The following is a 2178-nucleotide window of genomic DNA, read 5'->3' as shown; positions in this document are numbered from 1 at the left end:
CGCCTCGGCGTCGCCCTCGGCGTCGTCGTCCTCGTCCTCCTCGTCACCGGTGAGGGTGACACCGTCGAGTTCGAGGAGGCGCTCGGCCGCGTCGGTCGTCTCGTCCGTGTCGGCGACCGCCGCGCGGGAGAACCACTCGCGGGCCTCCTCGCGACGTCCCGCGGCGAGCAGAGCGTCCGCGTAGGCGTAGCGCAGCCGCGCCGCCCACTCGGCGTCCTCCTCGGCCGTGAGCTCGCGCACCTGCAGCATCGCCACGGCCGCGTCGTGCTGGCCCAGGTCGCCACGGGCGCCCGCCGCCACGATCAGCAGCTCGATGGTGCTCGTCTTGTCCAGCGACTCACGGTCGGCCCCGCGGAACAGGTCGATCGCCCGCTCCGGCCGGCCCAGCGCACGCTCACTGTCGGCGATCTCGGCCAGGTGCGTCTGCTTGCCGGTCATCCGGTGGTAGGTCCGCAGCTCCGCGATCGCGGTCGCCCAGTCCCCCGCCGCGTAGGCCGCCAGCCCGACCGCTTCACGCACCACCGCGATCCGCGAGGCGATCCGCCGCGCCGCGATGGCGTGCTGAAGCGCCAGCTCGGCGTCCTCGTCGATGATCTGCCCCGCCGCGACCAGGTGCCGCGAGACGCGGTCGGCCATGTCACGCGACAGCGTCAGCAGCTCCGAGCGCACCTCCTTGTCGAGGTCGCTGGCCTGGATGTCCTCCGGGATCTCCGGCGCCTGGAAGTTCAGCTGGTCGCCGTCAACCCCGCGGTGGTCACCCCGGTCGTCCGGTCCGCGATTCCCTTGGTACGCCTCCCGCGCGCCACCCCGGTCATCACGCCGGTCCTGGTCCCCGCGGAACCCACCACGATCGTCCCGCGGCCGGTCCCCCCGGAACCCACCGCGGTCCTCCCGCGGCCGGTCACTGCGGAACCCACCCCGGTCACCACTGGGGCGGTCACTGCCGAACCCACCCCGGTCACCACTGGGCCGATCACTACGGAACCCACCCCGGTCACCACCGGGCCGATCACTGCGGAACCCACGGTCCTCACGCGGCCGATCGCTGCGGAACCCACCGCGGTCGTCGCGCGGCGCACGGTCGCCACCAACGGCGCCCCGGTCCCGGTCGCCACCCTGGTAGCCGCCCCGATCGTCCCGGGGCTTGTCACTGCGGAACCCGCCGCCCTGCGGCCGGTCACCCCGCCCTTGATAGCTCTGCCGAGCCCCACGGTCGCCACCGAAGCCACCCCGGTCACCACCGGAGCCACCCCGATCGTCCCGAGGCCGGTCACTGCGGAACCCGCCGCGGTCGCCGCCAGAACCACCCCGATCATCACGAGGCCGGTCACTACGGAACCCGCCGCGATCGCCACTGGGCCGATCGTTGCGGAAGCCACCGCGGTCACCGGTGGGCCGGTCACTACGGAAGCCGCCACGGTCGCCGCTGGGCCGATCGCCGCCACGGAAGCCACCGCCGGCCCGATCATCACGGCCGGCGCCACCACGGTCATCACGCCGATCGCGGTCGCCCCGGAACCCGCCCTGCGGACGGTCACCCTGGGGCCGATCCCGGAACCCGCCACCTTGCGGCCGGTCACTGCGTCCTTGGTAGCCGCCGCGGTCACCCTGCGGCCGGTCACTACGACCCTGATAGCCGCCACGGTCCCGGTCACCACCACGGAATCCACCGCGATCGCCACCTTGAGACCCGCCACCCTGGTAACCACCACGGTCACGGTCACCACCGCGGTACCCACCCCGGTCGCCGCCCTGGGAGCCGCCACCCTGATATCCACCACGGTCGCCGCCACCTTGATAGCCGCCCCGGTCGCCGCCACCTTGATAGCCGCCCCGGTCGCCGCCACTGGACGAGCCACCGCGATATCCACCCCGGTCGCCGCCGCCTTGGTAACCACCACGGTCGCCACCACTCGACGAACCACCACTCGACGAGGCACCGCGGTAACCACCGCGATCGCCGCCGCCCTGGTAGCCGCCCCGGTCGCCGCCACTGGACGAACCACCGCGGTAACCACCCCGGTCGCCGCCACCCTGGTAACCACCACGGTCGCCACCACTCGACGAACCACCGCGATATCCACCCCGGTCGCCGCCACCCTGGTAACCACCACGGTCGCCACCACTCGACGAACCACCGCGATATCCACCCCGGTCGCCGCCACCCTGGTAACCACC

General features: G+C 73.0%; 1 protein-coding gene and 1 pseudogene. Both read right to left on the bottom strand.

Annotated features, from left to right (window positions below; all coding sequences use genetic code 11):
- Positions 1–636 (bottom strand): annotated as a pseudogene (locus tag AB0M54_RS46190) (hypothetical protein); the annotation flags it as partial.
- A gap of 89 nt (positions 637–725) precedes the next feature.
- The coding region (locus tag AB0M54_RS46185) for a hypothetical protein (protein ID WP_364479407.1) at positions 726–2178 on the bottom strand (1453 nt) is incomplete at its 5' end.

It is taken from the genome of Actinoplanes sp. NPDC051470 (assembly GCF_040682035.1).
Classification (GTDB): domain Bacteria; phylum Actinomycetota; class Actinomycetes; order Mycobacteriales; family Micromonosporaceae; genus Actinoplanes.
The sequence above is the reverse complement of the archived record's forward strand: the minus strand, read 5'-3'. Positions and strand labels throughout refer to the sequence as shown.